The 25,471-nt window shown below is 70.6% G+C and carries 20 protein-coding genes; 16 read left to right on the top strand and 4 right to left on the bottom strand.

Translation table 11 applies throughout. The features are described from left to right. The first annotated feature begins 112 nt into the window (after positions 1-112). The 7 genes from EAT49_RS13725 (at position 113) to EAT49_RS13695 (ending at position 11,287) form a co-directional block, all read left to right on the top strand. On the top strand, positions 113-3,202 hold the full coding sequence (locus EAT49_RS13725) for a BapA prefix-like domain-containing protein (protein ID WP_123642850.1): 3,090 nt from the start codon (positions 113-115) through the stop codon (positions 3,200-3,202). A gap of 80 nt (positions 3,203-3,282) precedes the next feature. After that, positions 3,283-4,650, top strand: a complete 1,368-nt coding sequence (locus EAT49_RS13720; protein WP_123642849.1) for a TolC family protein — start codon at positions 3,283-3,285, stop codon at positions 4,648-4,650. Positions 4,651-4,733: 83 nt separating this feature from the next. Beyond that, positions 4,734-6,893, top strand: a complete 2,160-nt coding sequence (locus EAT49_RS13715; protein WP_123642920.1) for an ATP-binding cassette domain-containing protein — start codon at positions 4,734-4,736, stop codon at positions 6,891-6,893. Beyond that, on the top strand, positions 6,893-8,062 hold the full coding sequence (locus tag EAT49_RS13710; protein ID WP_123642848.1) for a beta-barrel domain-containing protein: 1,170 nt from the start codon (positions 6,893-6,895) through the stop codon (positions 8,060-8,062). Before EAT49_RS13715 ends, EAT49_RS13710 begins: the two co-directional genes overlap by 1 nt. Positions 8,063-8,231: 169 nt before the next feature. Continuing rightward, entirely contained in the window at positions 8,232-9,539 is a 1,308-nt protein-coding gene (locus EAT49_RS13705) for a hypothetical protein (RefSeq protein WP_123642847.1), read from the top strand. Positions 9,540-9,657: 118 nt separating this feature from the next. Beyond that, on the top strand, positions 9,658-10,869 hold the full coding sequence (locus EAT49_RS13700) for a GTP-binding protein (RefSeq protein WP_123642846.1): 1,212 nt from the start codon (positions 9,658-9,660) through the stop codon (positions 10,867-10,869). A gap of 115 nt (positions 10,870-10,984) precedes the next feature. Then, positions 10,985-11,287, top strand: coding sequence for a DUF6525 family protein (locus tag EAT49_RS13695; RefSeq protein ID WP_185020755.1), 303 nt, complete (start codon positions 10,985-10,987; stop codon positions 11,285-11,287). A 419-nt stretch (positions 11,288-11,706) separates the two neighbouring features. Here EAT49_RS13695 and EAT49_RS13690 read toward each other — a convergent pair whose 3' ends face one another. Together EAT49_RS13690 and secG are read right to left on the bottom strand one after the other, a co-directional pair. Next, a complete protein-coding gene (locus EAT49_RS13690) occupies positions 11,707-13,350 on the bottom strand; it encodes a CTP synthase (protein ID WP_123642845.1) in 1,644 nt (547 codons plus the stop codon). 183 nt (positions 13,351-13,533) lie between these two features. Continuing rightward, positions 13,534-13,950: a preprotein translocase subunit SecG gene (secG, locus tag EAT49_RS13685; RefSeq protein ID WP_123642844.1), complete on the bottom strand. Its 417-nt coding sequence runs from the start codon at positions 13,948-13,950 to the stop codon at positions 13,534-13,536. Positions 13,951-14,108: 158 nt separating this feature from the next. Between secG and EAT49_RS13680 the strand changes: the two genes are divergently transcribed. Together EAT49_RS13680 and EAT49_RS13675 are read left to right on the top strand one after the other, a co-directional pair. Next, the gene (locus tag EAT49_RS13680) at positions 14,109-15,401 is read left to right on the top strand and encodes an adenylosuccinate synthase (protein ID WP_123642843.1); all 1,293 of its coding nucleotides are present in this window, start codon (positions 14,109-14,111) and stop codon (positions 15,399-15,401) included. A gap of 23 nt (positions 15,402-15,424) precedes the next feature. Beyond that, entirely contained in the window at positions 15,425-15,646 is a 222-nt protein-coding gene (locus EAT49_RS13675) for a DUF2842 domain-containing protein (protein WP_123642842.1), read from the top strand. Positions 15,647-15,820: 174 nt separating this feature from the next. On the opposite strand, the gene EAT49_RS13670 is transcribed toward EAT49_RS13675, so the two are convergent. After that, positions 15,821-18,604 carry a hypothetical protein gene (locus EAT49_RS13670; protein ID WP_123642841.1) on the bottom strand — a complete coding sequence of 928 codons (2,784 nt, stop codon included), beginning with the start codon at positions 18,602-18,604 and terminating at the stop codon, positions 15,821-15,823. A 140-nt stretch (positions 18,605-18,744) separates the two neighbouring features. Between EAT49_RS13670 and EAT49_RS13665 the strand changes: the two genes are divergently transcribed. Further along, on the top strand, positions 18,745-19,419 hold the full coding sequence (locus EAT49_RS13665; protein WP_246003850.1) for a thiamine diphosphokinase: 675 nt from the start codon (positions 18,745-18,747) through the stop codon (positions 19,417-19,419). Here the strand turns inward: EAT49_RS13665 and EAT49_RS13660 are convergent. Further along, a complete protein-coding gene (locus tag EAT49_RS13660) occupies positions 19,416-20,600 on the bottom strand; it encodes a BaiN/RdsA family NAD(P)/FAD-dependent oxidoreductase (protein ID WP_123642840.1) in 1,185 nt (394 codons plus the stop codon). The two genes, EAT49_RS13665 and EAT49_RS13660, sit on opposite strands and share 4 nt — an antisense overlap. A gap of 309 nt (positions 20,601-20,909) precedes the next feature. On the opposite strand from EAT49_RS13660, the gene ftsW reads away from it, so the two are divergent. From ftsW to EAT49_RS13630, 6 genes are read left to right on the top strand one after another with little or no spacing between them, the layout of a single operon-like run. Then, a complete protein-coding gene (ftsW, locus tag EAT49_RS13655; RefSeq protein ID WP_123642839.1) occupies positions 20,910-22,082 on the top strand; it encodes a putative lipid II flippase FtsW in 1,173 nt (390 codons plus the stop codon). Then, on the top strand, positions 22,079-23,179 hold the full coding sequence (gene murG / locus EAT49_RS13650; RefSeq protein WP_123642838.1) for an undecaprenyldiphospho-muramoylpentapeptide beta-N-acetylglucosaminyltransferase: 1,101 nt from the start codon (positions 22,079-22,081) through the stop codon (positions 23,177-23,179). Before ftsW ends, murG begins: the two co-directional genes overlap by 4 nt. A gap of 14 nt (positions 23,180-23,193) precedes the next feature. Beyond that, complete coding sequence (gene murC / locus EAT49_RS13645) at positions 23,194-24,591, top strand: UDP-N-acetylmuramate--L-alanine ligase (protein WP_123642917.1); 1,398 nt, start codon at positions 23,194-23,196, stop codon at positions 24,589-24,591. Next, entirely contained in the window at positions 24,588-24,821 is a 234-nt protein-coding gene (locus EAT49_RS13640) for a hypothetical protein (RefSeq protein ID WP_123642837.1), read from the top strand. The genes murC and EAT49_RS13640 overlap by 4 nt, the downstream gene beginning before the upstream one ends. Beyond that, a complete protein-coding gene (locus EAT49_RS13635; protein ID WP_123642836.1) occupies positions 24,818-25,132 on the top strand; it encodes a hypothetical protein in 315 nt (104 codons plus the stop codon). The genes EAT49_RS13640 and EAT49_RS13635 overlap by 4 nt, the downstream gene beginning before the upstream one ends. Before the next feature lie 52 nt (positions 25,133-25,184). Continuing rightward, positions 25,185-25,463: a DUF2484 family protein gene (locus EAT49_RS13630; protein WP_123642835.1), complete on the top strand. Its 279-nt coding sequence runs from the start codon at positions 25,185-25,187 to the stop codon at positions 25,461-25,463. Positions 25,464-25,471 lie beyond the last annotated feature (8 nt).

Below are 25,471 nucleotides of genomic sequence, written 5' to 3'. Positions count from 1 at the left end.
GGCCGAAATGCGTCTGGATTCGGGCCGACCGGCTCGTTAGTCTCGGCCCAAATACAAAAATGCAGGCATCCGACCGTGAAAACACGGCGGTAAATACGAGGCAGAGCAGAATATGTCAGCGATTGATTTCGTCGTCCGCGATGGTGCGGGCTCGTTCGACCGTGGGTCGGTCGTCCCGGGTGCTCAGCCGTCCGTCGTCCTCGCACGCGGCTCGGACATCTCCCTGAACCTCTACCCGGGCCAGATCGCCGGCTACGGGCGGCAGGGGCAGGCGCTCGTGATCACCCTCGCCAATGGCGAGGTCCTCGTGCTCGAGGGCTTCTTCGACGCGGCGGGCAACCCGACCTCGCAGCTCTACGTCTCCGCGGGAGGCGAGCTCTACGGTGTCGAACTGGTCGCGGGGCAGGGCGGTCAGGTCTTCGCGAACTACGAGAACGGCGGCGACTTCGGCAAGTTCAACCCGGATGACGCCTTCTTCTTCCTGCGCGGGCCGGAGCTTCTGGTCGCGGAAGGCGCGGTCGTCGAGGACGATGCGGTCGGCATGCTCGCCAACCCGCTTCTCGGCGCTTTCGGGGCCATCGGTCCGCTGGGCTGGGGCGCTGGCGCCGCTGGCGCGGCTGTCCTTGGAAGCACCTTCACCCGCGACGATGACGGCCGGACCAGCAGCAATACCGACACCAACCCCGACACCGGCGATACGGACGGGGACGGGGACGGCGACGGCGGTGACGGCGGCAGCGACGGCGGTGATGGCGGCAGCGGCGACGGCGGCGATGGCGGCAGCGGCGGTGGCGGCGGCGGCGATGGGGGTGACGGCGACGGGCCCGATGGTCCCGGTCCCGGTCCGGACGATCCGGAAGATCCCGACGGTCCGAACGAGCCCGAGACCCCGGTCCCGCCCACCGTCACCATTCGCGAGGGCACCCAGAGCGCCGGCCACGTCGTCAATGACGACGACCGCCGCGACGGCGTCACGATCGGCGGCACCGGGACCCCGGGCGGCACCATCGAGGTGACGCTGGGCAACGGCTCCACCCAGACCGGCACGGTCGACGAGAACGGCGACTGGCAGGTGGTCTTCGGCCCCGATGACGTTCCGCCGGGCGAATACAGCGACAGCGTCACCGTCATCATCACCAACGAGGGCGGTACCGGCAGCGACAGCGACTTCCTCGACGTGGACACCGAGACCTTCGTGACCTTCGACGCCGAGGCGACCGAGGGCGACGGCAAGGTCAGCGCGGTCGAGGCCGCCGACGGCGTGATCCTGTCCGGCACCACGGAGGCCGGCGCCAGCGTCGTCGTCACCGTCTACGGCAAGCAATATACCGCCACGGTTACCGGCGAGTCATGGACGGCCTTCGTTCCCGCAGAGGACGTCACGCCGGGCGAGTACAACCTCGAGGTCTCCGTCACCGCGACGGATGCGGTCGGCAACACCGCCAACACCTCCGGCACCGTGCTCGTGGACACCGAGACCTTCGTGACCGTGAACACCGCCATCATCGGCGGCGACGGCACGGTGAACCGTGTCGAGCGCGCCGCCGAACCGCGCGTGACGGGCACCGCCGAGGCGGGCGCCACGGTCGTGGTCACCATGGGCGCCGCGTCCAAGACCGTCGTCGCGGATCAGAACGGCAACTGGATCACCCAGTTCGCCCGCGCCGAGATCCCCGGCGGGACCTATGAGACCACCGTCACCGCCACCGCGACCGATGCGCTGGGCAATACCGCCTTCGCCTCGGGAACGGTCAACATCGACACCGAGCTCTCGGTCGCCTTCGACACCACCCCGCTCGAGGGGGACAACATCGTCAACGCCGCAGAGCGCGCCGACGGCGTTGTCCTGACCGGCACCACCGATCCCGGCTCGACCGTGATCGTCCAGATGGGCGGCCATTCGGTGACCGCCACGGTCGCCGCCTCGGGCGCCTGGAGCGCGGCCTTCCCCGCCTCCGCGCTGCCCCAGGGCGAGACCACCATTCAGGCGACGGCGAACGCCACCGATCCGGCCGGAAACACCGCCTCCGCGACCCGCAGCGTCGTGGTCGACACCACGACCTTCGTCACCGTGGAGACCGCCACGGTGGAGGGCGACGGCATCATCAACCGCGAGGAACGCGCCGATGGCTTCGTGCTCACCGGCACCGCGGAGGCCGGCGCGGTCGTGGAGGTCTCGGTGGAGGACTATACCGTCACCACCGTCGCCGACTCGTCGGGCAACTGGTCCGCGCAGTTCCGCCGTGCCGATGCGCCGCTCGGCGAGAGCATCCGCGCGGTCAGCGCGACGGCGACGGACATCGCGGGCAACACCGCAACCGCCACCGGCACGATCCGGGTCGACACCCTCGTGAACCGGCTCGAACTCGACGGGCCGGTGACCGCCGACAACACCCTCAACGCGCTCGAGGTCGCCGCCGGCGTGACCCTCACCGGCAAGGTCGAGGAGGGCTCCACCCTCTTCGTGACGCTGCAGAACACGCGCAAGGAGGCCACCGTCGACGCGGACGGCAACTGGACCGTGGACTTCGGCCCCGAGGCCCTGCGCACCGGCGAATACACCGGCCGCATCCGGATGGAGGCCACCGACATCGCCGGCAACACCCGCACCGAGGACCACTTCTTCCAGGTCGACACGATCGCCCCCGAAGTGCCCGTCGCGACCTCGGTCGACATCGGGAGGGACGGCTCGCTCCGGTCCTTCGGGATCTCCGAGGCCGACGAGAATCTCGAAGTGACGCGGATCGACGCGAACGGCAGCCGCACGAAGCTCTCGGTCGACCCCGAGGTGGATACCCGGCACAACGAGATCGACCTCTACTTCGACACGCCGGTCTCCGACGGCAGCCAGCTCGTGATCAGCTCGACGGACCTCGCGGGCAACCAGAACGCCACCCTCTTCGTGCTCGGCGACCGGGGCACCAAGGTGGTCGACGTGAACAATCCGGGCTTCGACGCCTTCGACATCGGCGCGATCGACCTCAAGTTCGTCGACTGGAGCGAACTGACCCTGACCGCCGCCGACCTCGAGTCCCTGTCGCGCAACGACAACACGCTCAAGATCCATGGCGGCGCGGACGATACCGTCACCCTCGTGGGCGGCGCGTCGCTGATCGGCTCCGAGGACGGCTACTCGATCTACACCCTCGGCACCGAGGGCGGTCGGGTCCTCATCGAAGAGGACATCAACGTCATCACCTGACCTCGACGACGCCCAAGGCGCAGGCCGCTCCCATGGCCTGCGCCCAAAGTCCGCAAGAGACCACAAGGCAGGACGGTAACGTGACATCGGCAAGACAGGGACGGGCAGGACTGGCGGCGGCACTCGCCGCGCTGGCGCTTTCGGGATGCATGGCGCCCGGAACGCGGCAGGCGGACCAGGAGGGGCAGGGACTTGTCGCGGCGACCCGGCAGGCCTTCGGCTTTCTGTCCCCCGGCGATACCGCTGCCCCCGAGCCGGACGCCGCGGCGCTCGATCCGGAGCTGACCGACGGCAGCCAGTCCGAGATCATCGCGGGCCTTCTCGCCCGCCGGTCCGTGCTGGGGCCGGGGCCGCTGCGCGACGTGTCCGACGCCGTGCTCGCCGCCAATGCCCGCACCGCAGAGGCCGAACTGCGCGCCGCCACCCTGCGCTCCGAGGCCGCCGAGCGGAACTGGCTCCCCCGGGTCGGCCCGGTCGTCAGCCTGACCTCGCTCGGGGATGTCGCCTCCTCCATGCTCCTCGACGCCGTGCTCTTCGACCATGGCGCCCGCACCGCGGGCCGCGAATACGCCCGCGCCGATGTCGAGGTCGCCGCCGTGGCGCTGGCCGAGGATACCAACACCCGCGTCATGACCGCGCTCGAGCTCTACATCGAGGCCGAGGCCGCGCGCGGCCGCGCCGCCGTCACCGAGGGCGCGCTCGAACAGATGCGCCGCTTCGACTTCGTGATGCAGGAGCGGGTGACCGCCGGCATCTCCGACCGGGCGGACCTGTCCTACGTCGGTCAGAAACTCTCCCGCATGCGCGCAGATCTCGAGGCCGACCGCGAGGTCGCCCGCACCGCGCTGGCAGAGCTTCAGGCCATGGCCGCGCAGCCCGTCTCGGGGCTCTCGGGCCTCTCGACCGTGGGCCCGGCGCCTGCGGGCGGCGAATCCCTCAAGGTCACCAAGGCCCGCGCCGAGGCCGTCCGCGCCACGGCCCAGGCCCGGCTCACCCGCGCCGAACAGCTTCCCGGCGTCACCGCGGGCTCCCGGCTTTCGGGCGGCGGCATGGAAAGCGGTGTCACCGCGGGCGGCGAGGGCGGGCTCGGGCTCGGCACCCGCGCCACGCTGCGCGCCATCGAGGCCGCCGAGGAAGCCGCGCAGCGCGAGGTGGCGCTGGCCCGCGAGGATGCGGCCCGTCGCCAGGGACAGCTCTCGGGCCGGATGGACGCCGCCCTGCGCCGCGCCGAAGAGGCCGCGCAGATCGCCGCCCAGGCGCGGCAGACCTGGGAGCTGACGCGCGAGCAGTTCGACGCGGGCCGCCGCGGCGTGTCCGAAACCGTAAGCGTCTTCGAATCCATGGTCCGGGCCGAGCGCGAGGCGGTGACCCTCGCACATGAGGCGGTCGCCCTGCGCGCCCGGCTCGCCGCCGACGCAGGCGTCCTCGTGGACGGAGAGAAGCTGTGACCGATACCGCCGCCGCAACCGCCCCCTCGGGGCCGCAGATCCTCTCCTTCGACGTGGCCGGACGCGCCGCCCGGCTCACCTCGATGGCGCCGCCCAATGCCACCCGTGACTCCGCAGCGCCCGATCCCGAGGCGCGCTATTCCGAAAAGGCCCGCGCACGCGCCGACATCGCCGCGACCTACGCGGGGCTTCTGGGCTTCGATCTCGTCCGCGCCGATGTGCTCGAGGCGATGCACGACCCCTCCGCGCCCGAAATTTCGGCGGGCGACATCGCCCGCGCGCTCTCCGCCGCGGGTCTCGTCGCCGGGATCCGCGAGCGTGAGCGCCCCCGCGCACAGCTCTGGCCTGCGCTGGCCGAGATGACGAGCGGGCAGATCGTTCTGGTGCTCGGCCAGGACCGCGACGGCGTCACGGTCTACGACACCACCTGCCGGGACAACCGCGCAGAGGTGCCGCTCGGTGATTTCGCCGCCTATTTCACCGGCCGGGTGATCCGCGCCGACGTGGCGCTGCGCGATCTCACGCGCCGCCACGCCGGGGCCGCGCGCGCGCCGCACTGGTTCTGGGGCGAGATGCGCGGCATGAGGCGCTACTTCGCCGAAGTCGCGCTGGGCTCCTTCGTGGCGAACCTGCTTGCGGTGGCGGTGGCGCTCTTCTCGCTGCAGGTCTACGACCGGGTGATCCCGCACCAGTCGATCGCGACGCTCTGGGTCCTCGCCATCGGCGCGGGCCTCGCCATGCTGCTCGAGGCCGGGCTCAGGATCGCCCGCGCGCGGCTCATGGACGGCGCGGGACGGCAGATCGAGGTCCGCATCCAGGAGATGCTGATGGACCGGCTTCTGGGGATGCGCCGCGGCACGCCCGGCGCCACGCCTTCGGCAACCTTCTCGGCGGTGCGAGAGTTCGGCGCGATCCGCGAGTTCTTCACCGCCTCCACCATCGGCACGCTGACGGACCTGCCGTTCATCGTGCTCTTCCTGGCGCTCGTCGCCTCCATCGGCGGCAACGTGGTCTGGGTGCTCGTCGCGGGCGGCATCCTCATGGTGCTGCCCTCGATCTTCCTTCAGCGGCGCATGATGCGCCTGACCGAAGAGACGCAGGGCGCCGCGCAGAAATCCGGCCGCCTCCTGCACGAGGCCGCCTACGAAGCCGACACGATCAAGTCCCACCGCGGCGAGGACCGCTTCCGCCGCGTCTGGGGAGAGCTGACCGCCGTTTCCTCGATCGCCACCTCCGAACAGCGCAAGCTCGCCTCCACGCTCACCTTCTGGGCGCAAGGGGTGCAGCAGGCGACCTATGTGGCCGCCGTGGTCGCGGGCACCTTCCTCGTCTTCTCGGGAGATTACACGGTCGGGACGATCATCGCCGTGGGCATCCTGACCTCCCGCACCCTTGGCCCGCTGACTCAGCTGGCCGGCACGCTTTCGCGCTGGGCCAACGTGAAGGCCGCGCTGACGGCGCTCGACACCGTGGCCCTCGCGCCGCAGGACCACGAGGACGATCGCGCCTACCTGCGCCGGGCGACCATCTCGGGCGGATTCGAACTGCGCGAGGTGACCTTCACCTACGACGAGGACAGCGCCCAGACCCTCGACATTCCCGGGCTCCGGATCCTCGCGGGCCAGCGCGTCGCCGTGCTCGGCCCCAACGGCTCGGGCAAGTCGACCTTCCTGCGGCTGCTGTCGGGCCTTTACCGTCCCGCCCGCGGGCGCGTGATGATCGACGGCGTCGACATGGGCCAGGTCATGCCGCGCGACCTGCGCCGCAACATCGGCTACCTCGGCCAGGAAGTGCGGCTCTTTGCCGGGACCCTGCGGGAGAACCTCGACCTCACGATGCTCGAACGCGACGACGAGAGGCTTCTCGCCGCCCTCGACTTCGCGGGCCTCGGGCCCTTCGTGCGCAGCCATCCCAAGGGCCTCGACCTCGAGATCCGCGACGGCGGCGAGGGCCTCTCCATCGGGCAGCGCCAGTCCATCGGCTGGGCGCGGCTCTGGCTCCAGGACCCGCCCGTCTGCCTTCTGGACGAGCCCACCGCCGCGCTCGACCAGACCCTCGAAAGTACCCTCATCAGCCGTCTCGACGGCTGGCTCGAGGGCCGCACCGCGATCATCGCCACCCACCGGATGCCGATCCTCGCCCTCTGCACCCGCACCCTGATCTTGCAGAATGGCCGGGTCGCCGTGGACGGGCCGCGGGACGAGGTGCTGGCCCATCTCCGGGCGCGAAAGGACCAGGGCTGATGGCCACGATCGACGCCGAATTCGAGACCCGCAACCGGGGCGCCTCGCTCCTGATCTGGCTCGTCGCGGGCACGGTGCTGGTCTTCCTCGTCTGGGCCCGCTTCGCGCCCCTGTCGGAAATCGTCCGCGCGCCGGGCGAGGTGGTCTCCGCCGCCCGGCCGCAGATCGTGCAGAACCTCGAGGGCGGCATCCTCGCCGAGCTCTTCGTCTCCGAAGGGACATCGGTGGCCGAGGGCGACGTGCTCGCGCGCCTGCGCGGCACCCAGTTCGAGACCCGCGTGACCGACCTCTACGACCAGTGGGTCGCCGCCGACATCCGCCGCCTGCGCCTCGAGGCCGAGATCGCCGGACAGTTCGACTTCGAGGTGCCCGACACCCACATGACCCAGGCGCCGCAGATCGTTGCCTCCGAACGCGCGCTCCTCTCGGCGCGCCAGACGGACTACACCACCCGCACCGACAGCGCCCGCGCCCAGGCCGAGGAGACCGCGCGCGAGCTCGCGACGCTCGAGGACCTTCATGCCCGCGAGGTCGTGGGCCTCTTCGAGGTGACCGAGGCGCGCAAGACCAACACCGAGGCCCGCGCCCGGCTCGACGAGATCGTCACCCAGGCCGAGCTCGACCGCGCCAGCGAGTATTCCCAGACCCTCGTCGACCTGAACACCCTGCGCCAGGAGCTGCGCCTCGCCCAGGACCGGCTCGAACGCACGGTGATCCGCGCGCCCATGACCGGCATCGTGAACGCCGTGGGCGTCAGCACCATCGGTGGCGTGGTCCAGCCCGGGGAGGACATCTTCGAGATCATCCCCGCCGGCGACACGCTGATGCTCGAGGCCCGTGTGGCGCCCCAGGACATCGCCAGCGTGGTGGCGGGGCAGGAGGCGACGATCAAGCTCACCGCCTACGATTACACGATCTACGGCACGCTCTCGGGACTCGTGCAGCTGGTCTCCGCCGACACCTTCCGCGACGAGCGCCGCCCCGACGCCGAGGCCCATTACCGCGTGACCGTGGCCATCGACCCCGCCTCGATGACGGGCCGCGCCGAGGGCATCGCCCTGCGACCCGGCATGCAGGCCACGGTGGAGCTGCACACCGGCTCGAAGACCGTGCTCGACTACCTCACAAAGCCGCTCTACCGCTCCCGCGAGGCGCTGCGCGAGCCCTGAGCGCAGTGCCCCGCCCATGGGATCGACGCGCAAGCGCGCCGATCCGCGGGGAGGCCCTGCCTCCCCGAACCCCTCCGGGATATTTCCGGCCCGAAGAGCGAAGGACCCCGCCCCATCTGGCCGCCCGGCGCCGCTTCCCCCTGCCGCCGCCTGCGCCTAAGGTGCCGTCATGCTCCGCCGCCTCTCTCTCGTCCTGACCCTCCTTGCGCCCCTCGCCGCGCCCGCTCCGGCCCAGTCGGTGGGCGACGTGATCGACCTCGCGCGGTTCGTCCTCGACCTGCGCGGCATGTCCTCCGAGGCCGAAGTCGCCACCGCCGCCGCCGACCGGATCGACGCCCAGATGGCCGAGCTGATCGAGACGCAGATCTCGGCGCGGGCCATGTCGGACCTGCTGGACGAGCGCCTCGACGCCTTCGACCTGCGCCAGATCCAGCGTCGGGTGGCGGGCGCCGCCCTGCGCCTCGGGGCCTGCGCCGACGGCGGCCCCGCCTGCACCCGGGACCTCGACGAGCTCGATCGGCTGCTGCGCCAGACCGCGAGCGAACTCGGCGCGAGCCCCCTCGACCCCGCCGTCGTGGCCCTGCTGGAGCGGGCCCGCGGCCTGAACCTCGCCGTCCTGCGCGTCAGCGGCGCCTCCGAGGCGGAACGCGCCGATCTCGCCCGGATCTACGCCAGCTATTTCGCCGCGCTCTCCTCGGCCGAACGGGGCGCCGCCTCCAATGCCGGCCGCGAGGCGCTGCTCGAGGGGATCGCCCGCACCGCGGGTCTCGACCGCGCCGACCTCGCGCTGCCGGCGGTGACCGATGAGGCGGTGCTGATCGACACGGCCCTCTCCATGGCGGGACCCGCGCTGATCCTGACCGAGCTGCGCGCGCGGTTCGGGGAGGGTGTGCGGTTCCTCGACAGCCAGACGGAACCGGGCCTTGCCACGGTCTATTTCAACTGCCGCCTGAACCGCGAGCGGCGGCGCTTTCTCGATGGCCGCGTCGATCCCTTCTCCAACTACATGCAGCTTCCCGATCTCGTGACCCGGGAGAGGGAGCACCGGCTGTCCGGGCGCCCCGACGCGGGAGAGCCCCACGCGCTGCTCTGGCTCGGCGTGACGCTGCTCCGGACGCCCCAGGGCGGGCTCACGGCGGAGGCGCGCGAATACGGCCTCTTCGACGATGCGGCGCAGGCGCTGGTATTGCCCTACGCCGGCGAGTTCTACCGCAACGGCGCGGCGCGCGAGGCCCCGGGCGTGCCGCTCAAGGGGGCGCGCAGCGATGCCGAGGTGCTGGCGTCGCTCGGGGTCTTCCCCTGGGGCGAGGGGCCCTGCACCCGCACCGACAGCCTCTGGCTGACCGACCCCGAGGCCGGGTTCGCCACGCTCGAGGCGGCGGTGGAGGCGCGTGCGGACCGGCTGACCGATCTCGTCCGGGCCCTGGCCGCTCTCGAGGAGACCCGCCGCCTCGCCGCGGCCCTGTCCTCCGGCTGATCGGCGCAAGCGGGCCCGTCCCGGTTTCGGCTTGCGATGGCAATGTTATGTTATAACATAGCAAGAACCGGCCGGTGCCCTGCCGGCCGCCAACCGCCGACCCCAACCGGAGCTGACCATGCCGACCGATCTCCGCCTTCCCGTCACCGTGCTCTCGGGCTTTCTCGGCGCGGGCAAGACGACCCTCCTCAATCGCGTCCTGAACAACCGCGACGGGCGGCGCGTCGCGGTCATCGTCAACGACATGTCCGAGGTGAACATCGACGCCGACCTCGTGCGCGCGGACACCGAACTCAGCCGCACCGACGAGACGCTGGTGGAAATGTCGAACGGCTGCATCTGCTGCACGCTGCGCGACGATCTGCTGGCCGAGGTGCGCCGCCTCGCCGCCGAAGGCCGGTTCGACTACCTGCTGATCGAATCCACGGGCATTTCCGAACCATTGCCCGTTGCCGCCACCTTCGACTTCCGCGACGAGTCGGGGGACAGCCTCTCGGACGTCGCCCGCCTCGACACGATGGTGACGGTGGTCGATGCGGTGAACCTGCTGCGCGACTATTCCAGCCACGATGTCCTGCGCGACCGCGGCGAGACCCTGGGCGCGGAGGATACGCGCACGCTGGTGCATCTGCTGACCGACCAGATCGAATTCGCCGACGTGGTGATCCTGAACAAGGTCGCCGACGCCGCGCCGCACCAGGTGGACGCGGCGCGAAAGATCATCCGCAGCCTGAATGCCGATGCCCGGATCATCGAGACCAGCCATTCCGACGTTCCCGCCGATGCCATTTTCGATACGGGGCTCTTCGATTTCGAACGCGCCCATGAGCACCCGATGTGGGCGAAGGAGCTCTACGGCTTCGCGGAGCATGTTCCCGAAACCGAGGAATACGGCGTCTCGAGCCATGTCTACCGCGCCCGCCGCCCTTTCGACCCGTCGCGCATCCTCGAACTGCTGAACGGAGATCTGCCGGGGGTGATCCGCGCCAAGGGTCATTTCTGGATCGCCACCCGGCCCGACTGGGTGGCGGAGTTCTCCCTCGCGGGGGCGCTCTCGTCGGTGAAGCCCCTGGGCACCTGGTGGGCCGCCGTCCCGCCCGAGCGCCGTCCCGATCACGAGGGGGCGCGCGCCTACATGGCGGAGCACTGGCAGGAGCCCTGGGGCGACCGGCGGCAGGAACTCGTCTTCATAGGTGCGGGCATCGACTGGCCGCGGCTCCGGGCGCGGCTCGACGCCTGCCTCCTGCCCGAGGACCTCGCACGGGGGCCCGAAGGCCTGCCCGACCTGCCCGATCCGTTTCCGGTCTGGCGGCGCGAGGCGGCGGCGTGAGCCCGGTCCGTCTCAGGCGGCAACGCCTGACCTTCGGCGTGCCCCGGACGGCGCGGGACCCGGCCCTGGCGCGGCGGGTCCTGCTGGCCTCTCCCGGTCTTCGGGGGTGGCGTTGATGCGCGCGGTCCGCCGCTCCGGCGGCAATCGCGGCAAGACGACGCTCCCGCTGCGGCGGCGGTCCGGCGATCCGATGCGCGAGTTCGACCGCCTTCCCGAGCCGCTGCGCGCCTGGGCGCGCGAGGCCATCCTGCCCTGGCGCCCCCGTTCCGTCCGCCGCGCCTTCGAGCGCGCCCTGGGGCAGACCGGCGATCCCGCGCTCGCCCTCGCGGAACTCGACCGGATCGAGGCCCGCCTGATCGCCCGCGACGCCCCCCGCATCTGGGGCGCGGGCCATCCCTTCAGCCCCGGCCCGCGCTGAAGCCCCGCCCGCACCGCCCGCTCCGGATCGAGCTGGCCCCTCCAGCGCCCGTAGGGTGGGTTTCCAACCCACCTCGCCCGAAGCCGGCACATCCGCCCCGTGGGCCGGGCTGAAGCCCCGCCTGCGCCGCCCGCTCCGGATCGAGCTGTGCCCCTCCACCCCCCGTAGGGTGGGTTTCCAACCCACGTCGCCCGTAGGGTGGGTTTCCAACCCACCTCCACCCCGCATGGGCCGCGCTGAAGCCCCGCCTGCACCGCCCGCTCCGGATCGAGGTCTGCCCCTCGCCCCCCGTAGGATGGGTTTCCAACCCACCTCGCCCGAAGCCGGCCCAGACCCCATCACGACCCCTGCGTCAAAAGGCCGCAAATTCTGAAAAACCATCTGATATCAAGGCGTTGAAAGCCGTACATCGTGTACGCTCAGACCAGCCGCGAGGTCTCCACCGCGGCCCGCACGAAATCCCGGAACAGCGGATGGGGGGCGAAGGGCTTCGACTTCAGTTCCGGGTGGAACTGCACCCCGATGAACCAGGGATGCCCCGACCATTCCACGATCTCCGGCAGCCGCCCGTCCGGGCTCATCCCCGAAAACCTCAGCCCCGCCTCCTCCAGCTTCTCGCGGTACTTGATGTCGACCTCGTAGCGATGCCGGTGCCGCTCATCGATCGTTGTGGACCCGTAGATCTCCGCCACCTTCGAGCCTTCCGCCAGCACCGCGTCATAAGCCCCGAGCCGCATCGTGCCGCCCTTGTCGTCCCCCACGCGCCGCTCGACCTTGTGGTTGCCCTGCACCCATTCCTTCAGGTGATAGACCACCGGCTCGAACCGCTTCTTGCCGGCCTCGTGATCGAATTCCTCCGACCCCGCCGTCGCGACCCCCGCCACGTTCCGCGCCGCCTCGATCACCGCCATCTGCATCCCGAGACAGATGCCGAGATAGGGAATCCTCCGCTCCCGCGCGAACTGCGCCGCCTTGATCTTCCCCTCCGTCCCCCGCTCGCCAAAGCCGCCGGGCACTAGGATCGCGTGGAATCCCTCGAGATGCGGCGCCGGATCCTCCCGCTCGAAAAGCTCCGCATCGACCCATTCCACATGCACCTTCACCCGGTTCGCCATGCCGCCGTGGGTCAGCGCCTCTGCGATGGACTTGTAGGCGTCCTCGAGTTGCGTGTACTTGCCCACGATGGCGATCTTGACATCCCCTTCAGGGTTGAACGTCCGGTCCGCCACATCCTCCCACCGGCTCAGGTCCGGCTTCGGCGCGGGGCTGATCTGAAACGCATCCAGCACAGCCTGGTCGAGTCCCTCCCGGTGATAGGCGAGAGGCGCCTCGTAGATCGACTTCAGGTCCATCGCCGCGATCACCGCGTCGGGCCTGACGTTGCAGAAGAGCGCGAGCTTCTCCCGCTCCTTCTGCGGGATCGGTCGTTCCGAGCGGCACACGAGAATGTCGGGTGCGATCCCGATGGAGCGCAGTTCCTTGACCGAATGCTGCGTCGGCTTCGTCTTCAGCTCGCCCGAGGCCGCGATCCACGGGAGCAGCGTGAGATGCATGAAGATGCACTGCCCGCGCGGCTTCTCCTGGCCGAACTGGCGGATCGCCTCGAAGAAGGGCAGGCCCTCGATGTCCCCCACCGTGCCGCCGATCTCGCAGAGCATGAAATCGACCTCGTCCTCGCCGATGCGGATGAAGTCCTTGATCTCGTTGGTTACGTGGGGAATGACCTGGATCGTCTTGCCGAGATAGTCGCCCCGGCGCTCCTTCTCCAACACGTTGGAATAGATGCGCCCCGAGGAGACGCTGTCGCTTTTGCGCGCGGCCACGCCGGTGAAGCGTTCGTAGTGGCCGAGGTCGAGATCGGTCTCCGCACCGTCGTCGGTCACGAAGACTTCGCCGTGTTCGAAAGGGCTCATCGTGCCCGGATCGACGTTCAGGTAGGGGTCGAGCTTTCTCAGACGGACGGTGAAGCCTCGCGCCTGCAGAAGCGCGCCCAGGGCCGCCGAGGCCAGACCCTTGCCGAGCGACGAGACCACGCCACCGGTGATGAAGACGAAGCGTGCCATGATCGTGAGGCCCCCGTGAGACTGCTCTTCCTGCCGGGCGGGGCCGATGCCCGCCAATGCGCCGGCCCCCGGGGGGACCATGTCACGGGATTAAAGAATATCCGGATTCGGTCCGGACCCGCAAGAGACGACGCTAGATGATGTGAGGTTTTGCCGGACAAAACCCAGTATGTCGTATGGTGGTTACTCGGCCCGGGGCGCGAGCGAGTCCCCCGCGCCGCTGTCGGGCGCAAGGGAGCCCGGCGCCGCGCCGCCAGGTGGCAGGAGCGACTCGCCCGACGGAACCGGAGGCAGCAGACCGCCGCCGTCGGCCGGGACATCGTCGAGATCGCCCGACGAACGGCCCGTGTCGATGATCCGGTCGAGGACCGACCCGCTTCCGCTTGACTGCGCGGCGATGATCGTCAGGGCCAGCGACGTGCAGATGAACGCCACTGCAAGGATCCATGTCACCTTGCCGAGGGCCGTGGACGCCGCCCGGCCGGTCGTGGCGCCGCCGCCGCCCATCCCGAGCCCGCCGCCTTCTGACCGCTGCATCAGCACGACGCCGATCAGCGTGAGCGCAAGGAGAAGGTGGATGACGAGAACGACGGTTTCCATGGGCGGGGGCTCTCCTGACGACGGGCGGTATCTAGAAGGTCGGGCCGCGCGCCGCAACCCCTGCGCTCGGGCGGCGGCCGCCGCGCGCCAGCGGGGTGTTTCGCCCGCCGGGACGAGGCGCTATAGCGACGACGGATTTTCGCGTGGAAAGGATGGCCATGGCCAATGTCGTCGTCGTCGGCGCCCAATGGGGCGACGAGGGGAAGGGCAAGATCGTCGACTGGCTCAGCGAGCGGGCCGACATCGTCTGCCGGTTCCAGGGCGGTCACAACGCGGGCCATACGCTCGTCGTGGGCGGAGAGGTCTACAAGCTGCATGCGCTTCCGTCAGGCGTGGTGCGGGGCGGCAAGCTGTCGGTGATCGGCAACGGCGTCGTGCTCGATCCCTGGCACCTCGTCGAGGAAATCGCGACCGTGCGGGGGCAGGGCGTGGAGATCACGCCCGAGACGCTGATGATCGCCGAGAACACGCCGCTGATCCTGCCGATACACGGAGAACTCGACCGCGCCCGGGAAGCGCAGAACTCTGTGGCCAAGATCGGCACGACGGGGCGCGGCATCGGGCCGGCCTACGAAGACAAGGTCGGGCGCCGGGCGATCCGGGTCGCCGACCTCGCCGATCGCGCCACTCTGGAAAAGCGCGTGGACCGGGCGCTCGTGCATCACGACGCGCTGCGCTCGGGGCTCGGGATGGCGCCGGTGGACCGGGACGGGCTGATCGCCGGGCTCGAGGCGATCGCGGGCGAGATCCTGCCCTATGCGCAGCCGGTCTGGATGGTGCTGACCGAGGCCCGTCGCGCCGGGCGGCGCATCCTCTTCGAGGGCGCTCAGGGCGCGCTGCTGGACATCGATTTCGGCACCTATCCCTTCGTTACTTCCTCCAACGTGATCGCGGGGCAGGCGGCGACGGGAACGGGCATCGGACCCGGATCGATCGATTTCGTGCTCGGGATCGTCAAGGCCTATACCACGCGGGTGGGGGAGGGACCCTTCCCGACCGAGCTGGACGATGCTGACGGAGAGCGTCTGGGCGAGCGCGGGCACGAATTCGGCACCACCACCGGGCGCAAGCGGCGCTGCGGCTGGTTCGACGCCTGCCTCGTGCGCCAGACCTGCGCCATCTCCGGCGTCTCGGGCATTGCGCTCACGAAACTCGACGTGCTCGACGGGTTCGAGAGGCTGCGCATCTGCACGGGCTACGAGCTTGACGGAGAGAGGCTCGATTACCTTCCGACCGCCGCCGAGGCGCAGGCGCGCGTGCGGCCTGTCTACGAGGAGATGGACGGCTGGTCCGAGAGCACCGCGGGCGCGCGGTCCTGGGCCGATCTCCCCGCGCAGGCGATCAAGTACGTGCGGCGGATCGAGGAGTTGATCCGCTGTCCCGTGGCCCTAGTCTCCACCTCGCCCGAACGGGAGGACACGATCCTCGTGACCGACCCCTTCGCGGATTGAGACGCACCCGCGCAGGAGCTGCCATGGCCCTCACCCGCAAGCAGAAGAAGCGCTGGGCGCTCCTCATCCTGCTCGTCGGGCTGCCGGCCTACGTGGTTGTCGCGGTGACGATCCTCAATGCCCTCGGCCGGCCGCCGCTCTGGGTGGAATTCGGCGTATACCTCGGCCTCGGCGTTCTCTGGGTGCTGCCGTTCAAGGCCGTGTTCCAAGGCGTGGGCCGAGAGGACCCCGGCGACGAGGAATGAGGCGCGGCGGGGGCACGATTTTCTGGAAGATCGTGCCGGGCAATGATCTTCTGGACGATCATTGCGGTCGGACCTCGCCGACACCCGGACCGGAGCCTGAGACCGAAATAGGGAAGGGCGCGGCCCTCTGGCAGGAGGGCCGCGCCCCAAGCTGGCGCAGGAGCAGGCTGCGGGTCAGCTTCCCGACGCCGCGCGCCGGGGGTTGAAGCGGGTCTGGGGCGAGACGCGGAACCGGCCGTTGCTGACCTTCTCGATCCGGCCCTGCCGCAGGAGCGTGCCGAAGGCGCGCAGCCCGTCCTCGCGGCTGAAGTCGCTGGGCACGACCGCCTGGACCATCCGCATCAGCTGTGGCCGCGAGACATCCTCCTCGCCCTCGTTGAAGGTCACATGGGCGGCGGCGGCCTCGATCAGATCGGTCAGCCCAACGGTGCCCATTTCGGCGACGAACCGCGCGAAGCGCTCCTGCCTCGCGGCCTCCGTCGCGTCGGGCACGGCGGCACCGGCCTCCACCCGGCGTGGCAGCACCGGGCGGCTCTCCGCGGACGCAGGCGGCCGGGGCGCATCGACGCGCTGGGATGCCACGAGCTTCAGCGGGGCGGGGCGCGGACGTTCCGAGGGGGTCAGCGGGCGCGCGGTCCGCCGGGGACGGACCACCTGGTCAAGGTCGTCCCGGAACATGTTCTCGCCGTCGTCGTCGCCGTCCCCGCCATTCTCGCCCAGCTGGCGGGCGGCTTCGGTCGCGGCGACGGCGGCCTTGAGATGCGCGATCGCCTCGCGGCGGCGGCTTGCCTCGGGCTCGTTGAGCTGGGCGTCGGTCTCCGACAGGATGCGGGAGATCGCGGCTTCGTCGGCCTCGGGCGGCGCGGCGAGGAGCGCGGCGCGGCTTTCGCGGGGCAGGGCCTCTTCGGGGTCCTCGTCGTCCTCCGTCCCGGGTTGCGGCCCGAGTTCGGACTGTGACACGATGGCGGAGGACGCGGTCGGGGCTGACTCCTCCTCGTTCCGGCTCATGCGCTCGACCTCGGCGAGCTCCTCCATCAGCTCGGCCTCGGCGTCCGGGGACAGGCTGCTGGCCGGGCCGGTCGCCCGGGCGACCTCCGCTTCGTATTCCTCAAGACCGTCCAGCCGCGCAAGATCGGCCACGGCCGCATCGCTGTCAGCGCCCGTGTCGGTATCGGCGTCGCCGCCGGTGTCGAAATCGCGCGTCTCGGCGCTCTCCGCATCCTCAAGTCCGTCGAGCTCCGCGAGATCGGAAAGGTCCTCGCCTGCCGGCTCTCTCTCGGCCCGACTGTCGCTGTCGGACCGCTCCGGTTCGGCGGACCCCTGGGCCTCGCGGGCCATGTCCCCGTAGCGCGCTTCGAACTCGCTGCGGCGCATCTTCACGACACGGGCGCGGATCGGCGCTGCTTCCGCCGCGGGCACCGCCTCGGGCTGAGGCGGTTCCGCGTCCGACTGTGGTTCGGCGTCCGGGCCGGAGGCGGCCTCTGCATCCGCGCCGTCGTCGGTCTGGCGGATCAGGGAGCGCAGGGTATCGAGGTCGGCATCGTCGCCCGTCTCCGCGTCCATCTCCGTCTCGGTGCCGCTTGCGGCCCCGGTTCCCACCAGCGCCCGGATCCGGTCAAGCTTCGAAGTCACGCTTTCATCCTCGGCGTCCGGACCTGCCGTCTCCGCCGGTTCCTCGAAGGCTGTCCCGGACACCGGGACGTCGTCGCCGGTGGACTGATCTCCGGCGTGGCTCTGCTCCTCGGAGACCGGCGCGGCCGGAGCGGTCACCGCGGAGTCGGCCGAGGTCTCTGCCGCTGCGGCCGCTGCGTTCTGCGCGCGGGCCGCCCGTTCGGCGCGACGACGACGGCGGAACTCGCGGCGCTCGGCGTCGGTGAGTTCGTCCCAGGACTTCGTTGCCAGCGGATCGGGCGCCGGCGTCTCCACGGCTCCGGCCTCGGGCGCGTCGACAGCCATGGCATCAGGCGCCGCGGGCTCTTCGGGGAGAGCCTCTTCGGCCGGCACGGACGCATCGGACTCCTGCCAGTCGGCTGGCGCGTGGTCGGCCTGCTCATCTGCGGAGAAGACTTCGCTCCATGCCCCCGTTTCAGACCGCGCGGCCTCGGCACCGAGAGTTTCCGCCTCCTCGGGGGGGCCTGCCTCTGCGACCCCGCCGGCCTGCTGCCCGGCGTCGTCCTGCATCGGTGTGGCCTGGTCGTCGCTGTCGGCCATGGGGTCGCTGTCATCCAGGCTCTGACCGTGATCCGGCGTCCCCTCCGCGGTGAACTCCTCAACGTCGAAGTCCGCGTCCGGCGACGCCACGGTCGGCTCCTGTGCGACCTGCTCCCCGGTCATCAGCGCGGCGACCGAACCCTCGTCGGTCTGCGGTCCGTCCGGAGCCTCGGTGGGCTCCGGCGAGAGGCTGTCCGCGGTCGTATCCGGATCGAAGGCATCCTCGGCCGTCTCGTCGATCACCGGATCGGCAGCGACCTGCTGCGCGTGTGGCTCCTCTGAGAACGCGTCCTCTGCCGTCTCCTGACCGACGTGATCCTCCGCGAGGTCCGCGTCTGTCAGCTCCGCGTCTGCGGCTTCGGCGCTGTCCTCGGCGAGCTCGGCTCTGCCGGAAGCGCCCGGCGTTGTCGCCTCTTCGGCGCGCGGGGCTTCTGCGGGAGAGCGGGGCGCGAAGCCCGTGGCCGCTGCGGCAAGGCCGGTCGCCTGGGTCAGGGGCGCGGGACGCAGGACGTAGGCCCCGCGTTCGAGCCGCGCTTCCACCCGGCGTTCGACCTCGCGCTCGGCGATCCGGGCGAGCATCTCGGGGTCGGGCGTGGGCGGTTCCGCCCCGAAATAGCGGTCGTCGGCGGCAAGGTCACGGAAGTACTCCGCGATTGCCTTCATCGTGTCGAACGCGTCGTCGAATCCCTCGAGGGTGCACGAGAAGGTCCCGTAGGAGACCGTGAGAATCTTGCTCGCTTCGGCCATTCTGGTACTCACTTTCTGTCTCACCCAGCAACGTGAGGTCTAACACGAACTGGTTCCGAATGCGGAACAAGATGGCGAAGAATGCAGGATTATTTCATGTCGAAATCGGGGAATGTCCCAAGCATTCGAGTCAATCCCGCGTGACCCGGCCGATTGTTCACAGCGATGCGCCGCTGACCCTCGTGGGGGGCGGCGTGACCGGCGCGCACGACCTCGGCGAATCCCTCGCCCTCGCACCGCGTCTCGTAGGGGCGGATGGCGGCGGCGACGTGGCTCTGGCGGCAGGCTACCGCCCCGAGGCGGTGATCGGCGACCTCGATTCCCTGTCTCAGGAGGCGCGGGACACGCTGGGACCGGCGGTGCACCGGATCGCCGAGCAGGAAACGACGGATTTCGACAAGGCCCTGCGCTCGATCGCGGCGCCCGTGGTGATCGCCGTGGGCATGACGGGAGGACGGTTCGATCATGATCTGGCGGCCCTCAACGTTCTGGTGCGCCACGCGCAGCGGCGCTGCGTGCTGCTGGGCTCCGAAAGTCTCGTCTTCCTTGCGCCGCCCGAGCTGCCGCTGCCGCTGGACGCGTCCGAGACGGTGTCGCTCTTTCCCATGGGCCCCTGCCGTGCCGAGAGCGAGGGGCTGCTCTGGCCGCTGGGGGGGCTCGAGCTCTCGCCGTGGGGGAGGGTGGCGACGTCCAATTCCGCGACGGGTCCGGTGACGGTGCGGGTCGATGGACCGCGTCTGCTGGTCATTCTCGGGCGCAGTCGGTTGAGGGAGGTCGTGGAGGCGCTTTCGGGGCCGGGGCCGCGCTGGGATTAGGCCCGGCCCGCGATCTCGCCGGCGGCGGCATGGGCGGAGGCCCAGGCCCACTGGAAGTTGTAGCCGCCGAGCCAGCCGGTGACGTCCACCGCCTCGCCGATGAAGAAGAGGCCGGGTACGTCCTTGGCCTCCATGCTGCGCGAGGAGAGACCCTTGGTATCCACCCCGCCGAGCGTGACCTCGGCGGTCCGGTAGCCTTCGGTGCCCGCGGGGAGAAGTTGCCAGCTGTGGAGGCGGGCGGCCACCTCGGCGAGGCTGTCGCGGCCGAGTTCGGCGAGTTTGCGGCGGGCGGGGAGGTCGCCGGCGAGGCTCTCGGCGAGGCGCGCGGGCAGGTGGGCGGCGAGCCAGGTGGAGAGCTGCCGCGCGCCGTGGGCGGCCTTGGCCCGGGCGAGCGCCGCGGCTGCATCGGTGCCGGGCAGAAGGTCGATCTCCAGCGGCGTGCCTTCCTGCCAGTAGGAGGAGCATTGCAGCATGGCGGGCCCGGAAAGGCCGCGGTGGGTGAAAAGGAGCGCCTCCTCGAAGCGGGCGCCACCGGCGCTGGCCGCCACGGGCAGGGAGACGCCGGAAAGGGCGGCGAAGCGGCCCTCGGGAAAGGTGAACGGCACCAGCCCGGCGCGGGTCTCGGTCACCGCGAGGCCGAACTGGCGGGCGATCTCGTAGGCGCGGCCGGTGGCGCCCATCTTCGGGATCGACTTGCCGCCGGTGGCGACGACGAGGTGGCGGGCGAGAACCTCGCGGCGGCGGCCGTCGCGCTCCAGCGTGACTCGGAAGCGGTGGCCGTCGTGGGCGATCTCGCCGATCTCGGTCCGCAGCTCGATCCGGGCGCCGGCGGCGGTGCAGAGGCCGGTCAGCATGTCGATGATGTCGCGGGCTGAGCGGTCGCAGAAGAGCTGGCCCAGGGTCTTCTCGTGCCAGGGGATGCCGTGGGCCTCGACGAGGGCGAGGAAATCGCGGGCGGTGTAGCGGGCGAGGGCGGATTTCGCGAAATGGGGGTTGCGGGACAGGAACCGGTCGGGGGCGGTGCGGAGGTTCGTGAAGTTGCAGCGCCCGCCGCCCGAGATGCGGATCTTCTCGCCGGGCGCGCGGGCGTGATCCACGACCAGCGTTCCCGGGCCGGCATGGGCGGCGCAGAAGAGGCCGGCGGCGCCGGCGCCGAGGATGAGAGTGGGGACCTCCGTCATCGCGCCCGCCTGCACCGGATCGGGGCGGCGCACAAGCGGGGGTGCCGGGCGTCCACATGTGGACGCTGCTTCAAGATATTGTTTTCATGAAAGTTTCCCTGTGGACGCCTCGCGGTGTTAACCTGTGGGGCGTACCCCTCGTCGCGCCCTTGCGGGCGCGTCTCGGGGGATCGCGGGACGGCGGGGCACGACGAATCGCTTTTGTCTGGCCTCGCCGGGGCAAAGGCTGTAGACTTCCGCCCAACAGGTCCGGGGCCAACCCGGGCTGCAGAGGCAGACTGCAGAGCAGGCAGAACAGGCGGCAGGCCCATGACGGAAATGGTGCACGGCACCGTCCCTGTGCAGACAGGCGACCCGGTGCTTCCGCGCTGGTGGCGGACCATCGACAAGTGGACGATGTCCTGCGTGCTGATCCTGTTCGGGATCGGCCTGCTGCTGGGATTCGCGGCCTCGCCGCCCCTGGCGTCGAAGAACGGGCTCGAGCCGTTTCACTACGTGATCCGCCAGTTCGCCTTCGGCGGCATGGCGCTGATGGTGATGCTGGCGCTGTCGATGATGTCGCCCGTCCTCGTGCGCCGCCTCGCGGTGATCGGCTTTGCCGCCTCCTTCGCGGCGCTGGCGCTGCTGCCCGTCTTCGGAACGGACTTCGGCAAGGGCGCGGTGCGCTGGTATTCGCTCGGGTTCGCCAGCATCCAGCCCTCGGAATTCCTGAAACCGGGCTTCGTCGTCGTGGCCGCCTGGTTCATGGCCGCGAGCAAGGAGCTGGGCGGGCCTCCGGGCAAGTCCTGGTCGTTCGGCATGGCGCTGGTGATCGTGGCGCTGCTTGCGATGCAGCCCGATTTCGGCCAGGCGGCGCTGGTGCTCTTTGCCTGGGGTGTCATGTATTTCGTGGCGGGCGCGCCGATGCTGCTGCTTCTCGGCCTCGCCGGGGGTGCGGTCGCGGCGGGCGCCGTGGCCTATGACCAGTCGGAGCATTTCGCGCGCCGGATCGACGGCTTCCTGACACCCGACGTCGATCCGCGCACGCAGCTCGGCTATGCCACGAACGCGATCCGCGAGGGTGGCTTCTTCGGCACAGGCGTGGGCGAAGGCACGGTGAAGTGGTCGCTGCCGGACGCCCATACCGATTTCATCATCGCGGTGGCGGCAGAGGAATACGGGCTCGTCCTCGTCCTCGTGATCATCGCGCTCTACACGACCATCGTCGTGCGTTCGCTGACCCGGCTGATGCGGGAGCGCGATCCCTTCATCCGCCTTGCGGGCACCGGCCTTGCCTGCATCGTCGGCGTGCAGGCGATGATCAACATGGGGGTCGCGGTGCGGCTTCTGCCCGCCAAGGGCATGACGCTGCCCTTCGTCAGCTACGGCGGCTCTTCGGTGATCGCCTCAGGCATCGCCGTGGGCATGCTGCTCGCCTTCACCCGCACCCGGCCGCAAGGCGAGATCGGCGACATCCTCCTCCGGCGCGGGCGGCAGGGATGACGGCGCCGCGGCTCATCATCGCGGCGGGCGGCACGGGCGGGCACATGTTCCCCGCGCAGGCGCTGGCCGAGACGATGCTGGCGCGCGGCTGGCGGGTGACCCTCTCGACGGATGCGCGCGGCGCGCGCTATTCGGGCGGCTTTCCCGAGGCGGTGGACCAGCAGGTGATTTCCTCGGCCACCTTCGCCCGGGGGAACATCCTGCAGAAGGCGGCCGTGCCCTTTCGCGTGCTCGCGGGCGGCATGGCCGCGCGCCGGGCGATGCGGCGGGACCGGCCCGCCGTGGTCGCGGGCTTCGGCGGCTATCCCACGATCCCCGCGCTTTCGGCCGCGATCACGCTGGGCGTGCCGACGATGATCCACGAACAGAACGGCGTGCTGGGCAAGGTCAACCGGCTTTTCGCGCGTCGGGTGAACCGCGTCGCCTGCGGCACGAAACCCGCCACGCTGCCCGAGGGCGTGAGCGCCGAGCACCTGGGCAACCCGGTGCGCGCGGCGATCCTGGAGAGGGCGGGGGCGGCCTATATCCCGCCGGGCGACTATCCGATGTCGGTGCTGGTGATCGGCGGCAGCCAGGGCGCGCGGGCGCTGTCGGATTTCGTGCCGCCCGCTCTGGCGCAGCTTCCGCGCGAGATCCGCGCCCATGTCCGCGTGAGCCACCAGGCCCGCGAGGAGGACATGGAGCGGGTCGCGGCCTACTACTACGAGGAGGGGATCGACGCGGACGTGCGTCCCTTCTTCGACGACGTGCCCGACCGGATGACCGAGGCGCAGCTCGTCATCGCGCGGGCCGGGGCCTCGACCATCGCGGACCTGACGGCGATCGGGCGGCCGGCGATCCTGATCCCCTATCCCCATGCCTCCGAGGACCACCAGACCGCCAACGCCCGCGGCATGGCGGAGGCGGGTGCGGCGATCCTGATCCCGGAAAGCCGGCTCGAGGTCGACAGCCTGCGCGACCAGGTGGCGCTGGTGCTGGGCGATCCCAAGGGCGCGGCGGACATGTCCCGCGCGGCACTGGGTCTGGGCCGGCCGGACGCGGCGGAACGGCTCGGGGACATGGTGGAAGAATTGAGCGGACGGCAAGGACAGCAATGATGGACGGCACGCAGATGATGGCAGCGACGAAGGTTCCGCTCGACGTGGGACCGATCCATTTCGTGGGGATCGGCGGGATCGGCATGTCGGGCATCGCGGAGGTCCTGCTGAACCACGGCTATGTCGTCCAGGGCTCGGACCTCAAGGCCACGCCGATCACGCGGCGGCTGGAACAGCTCGGCGCCCACATCTTCGAAGGTCAGGCCGAGGACAATCTTGCCGGCGCGGAGGTCGTGGTGATCTCCTCGGCGATCAAGCCCGGCAATGTGGAACTCGACGAGGCGAGACGGCGCGGCCTGCCGGTGGTGCGCCGGGCCGAGATGCTGGCCGAGCTGATGCGGCTGAAATCGAACGTCGCGGTGGCGGGCACCCATGGCAAGACCACGACCACCACCATGGTCGCGGCGCTGCTGGATGCGGGCCGGTTCGATCCCACGGTGATCAACGGCGGCATCATCCATGCCTATGGCTCCAACGCCCGGGTCGGCGAGGGCGAGTGGATGGTGGTGGAGGCCGACGAGAGCGACGGCACCTTCAACCGCCTGCCCGCGACCATCGCCGTCGTCACCAACATCGACCCCGAGCACATGGAGCACTGGGGCACCGAGGAGCGGCTGCACCGGGGCTTCGAGGAGTTCGTGTCGAACATCCCGTTCTACGGGCTCGCCGTCTGCTGCACCGACCATCCGCAGGTCCAGCGCCTCGTGAGCCGGATCACCGACCGGCGCGTGGTGACCTTCGGCTTCAACGCGCAGGCGGACGTGCGGGCGGTGAACCTCAGATACGAGAAGGGCGTGGCGCATTTCGACGTGGCGCTGCAGGCCGAGGGCCGGGTGATCGAGGGCTGCACCCTGCCGATGCCGGGGGACCACAACGTGTCGAACGCGCTCTCGGCGGTCGCGGTGGCCCGGCATCTGGGCATGAAGATCGAGGAGATCCGGGCGGCTCTGGCGGCCTTCGGCGGCGTGAACCGGCGCTTCACCCGCGTGGGCGAGGTGAACGGGGTCACGATCATCGACGATTACGGCCATCACCCGGTGGAGATCGCGGCGGTGCTGAAGGCCGCGCGGCAGGCGAGCGAGGGGCGGGTGATCGCGGTGCACCAGCCGCACCGGTATTCGCGTCTGCATTCGCTCTTCGACGATTTCTGCAACTGTTTCAACGAGGCCGATGTCGTGGCCATCGGCGAGGTCTATGCGGCGGGCGAGGAGCCGATTCCGGGCGCGAGCCGCGACGACCTCGTCGCGGGGCTGATCCGGGCGGGGCACCGGCATGCGCGGGCGGTCACCAGCGAGGACGATCTGGAGCGGCTGGTGCGGGAGCAGGCGGCGCCGGGGGATATCGTGGTCTGCCTGGGCGCGGGGACGATCTCGGCCTGGGCGAACAACCTGCCGGGGCGGCTCTCGGCATGACGGGGGGCGCCGTCGTCCTCGGGGTCGCGGTGCTTCTGGCCGTGACGGGGCTGTCGCGGATCCTGCGGCGGCTGGTGTTCGGCTTTGCCGGCGCGGCGGCGGTGCTTCTGGTGATCCACGCGCAGCAGGCGCCGGGTGAGGCGATGGCCGGACTGGGCGCGCTGATGGCCGGGCTTATGGCGATGAAGCCGGTGCGACGGCTCGCCATGGCGGCGGGGATCGGCGGATGACGGGGATTCTGCTGCCTCTCGCGGCGCTCTTCGGCGGGGCGGCCCTGGCGCTCGTTCCCGTCCGCCTGGCGCTGGGTCTCGTCGGCTTTGCCGCGCTGGCGCTGGCGGCGCCGCCGGCCCTGGGGGCGGCGGGCGTGGGAGGCGCGCTCGCCTGGGCGGTCTACGCGCTGGCCGTGCTGCTCTTCGTGCTGGCGCCGGGCTGGGCGCTGGGGGCGGCGCTGCTCCTGCTTTGGCGCGAACGCGCCATGAAATCGCCTCCGGGCCATGGCAGCACCGGTCCTCGAGAGACCGCCGGGGAGGCACGGACATGACGCGGCGCCTGCCCGGAGGCGCCGGGGCCGGATGCGGAGGAAGGAGCCGGAGATGACACCCTCGCTGATCGCTGCGCTGGTGTGGCTGGTCGTGGCCAACGTGCTGGCCCTGATCCCGTCGAGAGACAACCACTGGACCCGCGCGTATATCCTCATAGCACTCGGCATTCCGCTGCTGGGCTGGGTCACCGTGCAGAACGGGCCCTGGATCGGACTTCTCTGCCTCGGGGCGGGCATGTCGGTGCTGCGCTGGCCGGTCTATTTCCTCGGCCGCTGGCTGCGCCGCCGCCTGCCGGGACTGGTGGAGAAGGGCGACAGCCGCGCGAGCTGAGGCGCGGT

Origin of the sequence: Histidinibacterium lentulum (genome assembly GCF_003789055.1) — a bacterium.
In the GTDB taxonomy this organism is placed as follows: domain Bacteria; phylum Pseudomonadota; class Alphaproteobacteria; order Rhodobacterales; family Rhodobacteraceae; genus Oceanicola; species Oceanicola lentulus.
Note: the sequence above shows the minus strand (reverse complement) of the source record. Positions and strands in the feature narration are given on the sequence as shown.